Genomic DNA, 1,641 nt, shown 5'->3' with positions numbered 1-1,641 from the left:
ACTCCGCAGAGTTGCAGCAGATACGCCAGCACGTCGGCGACCTCGTCCTCGACCCGGTGGGCCTGGTCCGGGTCGTCCATCACCCGCTGGGACTCCTCCGGGGTGAGCCACTGGAAGATCTCCACCAGTTCCCCGGCTTCCACGCTCAGCGCGGCGACGAGGTTCTTCGGGGTGTGGTAGGGGCCCCAGTCACGGGCGGCGGCGAAGTCGGCCAGCCGCTTCTGGAGGGCGTCGACGTCGGGCCGGGGGCCGTGACCGGGCCGGATGGCGCTGCTGCTCATGCCCCAGGTCTACCACTGTCCGAAGCGTGCGGGCCGAGGGGCCCGGGCTGTTCGGAGTCGAGCAGCGGCGCGGTGGCCCGCCGGTCGGGCTGGGCGACGACCCGCTCGGCCTCCGCCTCCGTGCGCCCGCCGCCCTCCCGGGAGTGGGGGACGGCCGGGGCGGCGCCGTCCGTCGGGCGGCCGGGGTCGGCGGCGGGCGCGGAGGTGCGGGTGCGACGCTCTCCGCCGAGCCTGACCAGATCGACGCCCGGCACCCCGGCGGCGCGTTCCGCGTCGGTGACGGTGCCCAGCAGCCGGACGCGGCCCTGCCCGCAGCGCCGGGCGGCGAGCGCCAGCAGCGCGTCGTTCTGGCGGTCGTCCAGGGCGCGGTCCAGTCCGTCGGCGAGCACCATCAGGGTCTGCTGGCCCGGCGGCACCTCGCGTGGGGCGCGGGCGTGGCAGGCGTGGGTGCCGAACAGCAGGACCAGTGCGAGTGCCGCGTGGCGCAACTCGCCGTCGGCGAACCACTCGACGGGGACCCGGCGGCCGTCGGCGCGTTCGGCGACCGCCCGGATCATGCCGCCCTCCGGGCCCGGGCAGCCCTCCGCCCGGAGGTCGCGCAGCGGTCCGGCGGCGCAGCCGGCGCTGACGGCCTCCACCAGTTCGGCGTGGAGTTCGGGGGACTCGGCGCGCAGCCTGCGCAGTACCGCGGCGAGGTTGTCGCAGGAGCCGCGCAGCGTCTCGTCGCCGGCGGCGACGGTCTCCCGCATCGTCTCCGGGCGGGGGTCGCAGAGGAACGCCGAGCGCAGGGCGAGCACCACCTGCTCGGCGGCGGCGAGCACCTGCCGCTGGCCCTGTGTGGTGCCGGCGACCCGCAGCGGCAGCAGCGACGTGCACAGCTGGTCGTCGGGCAGCGGGGCGCGGGTGACGGCGTTGACGCCGGCGGTGTGCCACTCGGCCTGGACGACGGGGCGGCCCGGATCGCGCAGGGCGGTCGCCAACAGGACGCGGCGCTGGTCGGCGAGTCGTTCGCCGACCACCCGCAGGCTCGGTTCGGCCTGGACGGCGAGGTCGAGGCGCACCTCGCCGGCCGGCCCGGTGACCGTGCAGCCGAGGCGGAAGCCGCGGCGCCCGAGCGCGTCCGGGAGGGCCTGCTGCGGGACGAAGGCCCGCGGGCCGCCGGGGGCCGTGCCGAACACCTCGCGCAGGCGCTCGCCGGACGCCAGGCGCGCCAGCACCTCGTAGGCCTCGATCACCGTCGACTTGCCGCTGCCGCTGGGGCCGCTGAGGAGGGTCAGCGGCCCCAGCGGCAGCCGCAGCCCGCGTACGCCCCGGAAGGCGGAGATCCGCAGCTCGGTGACGGCCGGGCGGGGGCCGGCGG

Annotated in this window: 2 protein-coding genes; both read right to left on the bottom strand. The window is 77.5% G+C overall.

Features of this window, described 5'->3' with window-relative positions; all coding sequences use genetic code 11:
• On the bottom strand, positions 1–281 hold a 281-nt coding region (locus GL263_RS26135; protein WP_182858206.1), incomplete at its 3' end, for a nucleotide pyrophosphohydrolase.
• On the bottom strand, positions 278–1,641 hold a 1,364-nt coding region (locus GL263_RS26130), incomplete at its 5' end, for an AAA family ATPase (protein WP_182858205.1). The genes GL263_RS26135 and GL263_RS26130, both read right to left, overlap by 4 nt.

The organism is Streptomyces durbertensis (assembly GCF_014156695.1).
GTDB lineage: Bacteria > Actinomycetota > Actinomycetes > Streptomycetales > Streptomycetaceae > Streptomyces > Streptomyces durbertensis.
Note: the sequence above shows the minus strand (reverse complement) of the source record. Positions and strands in the feature narration are given on the sequence as shown.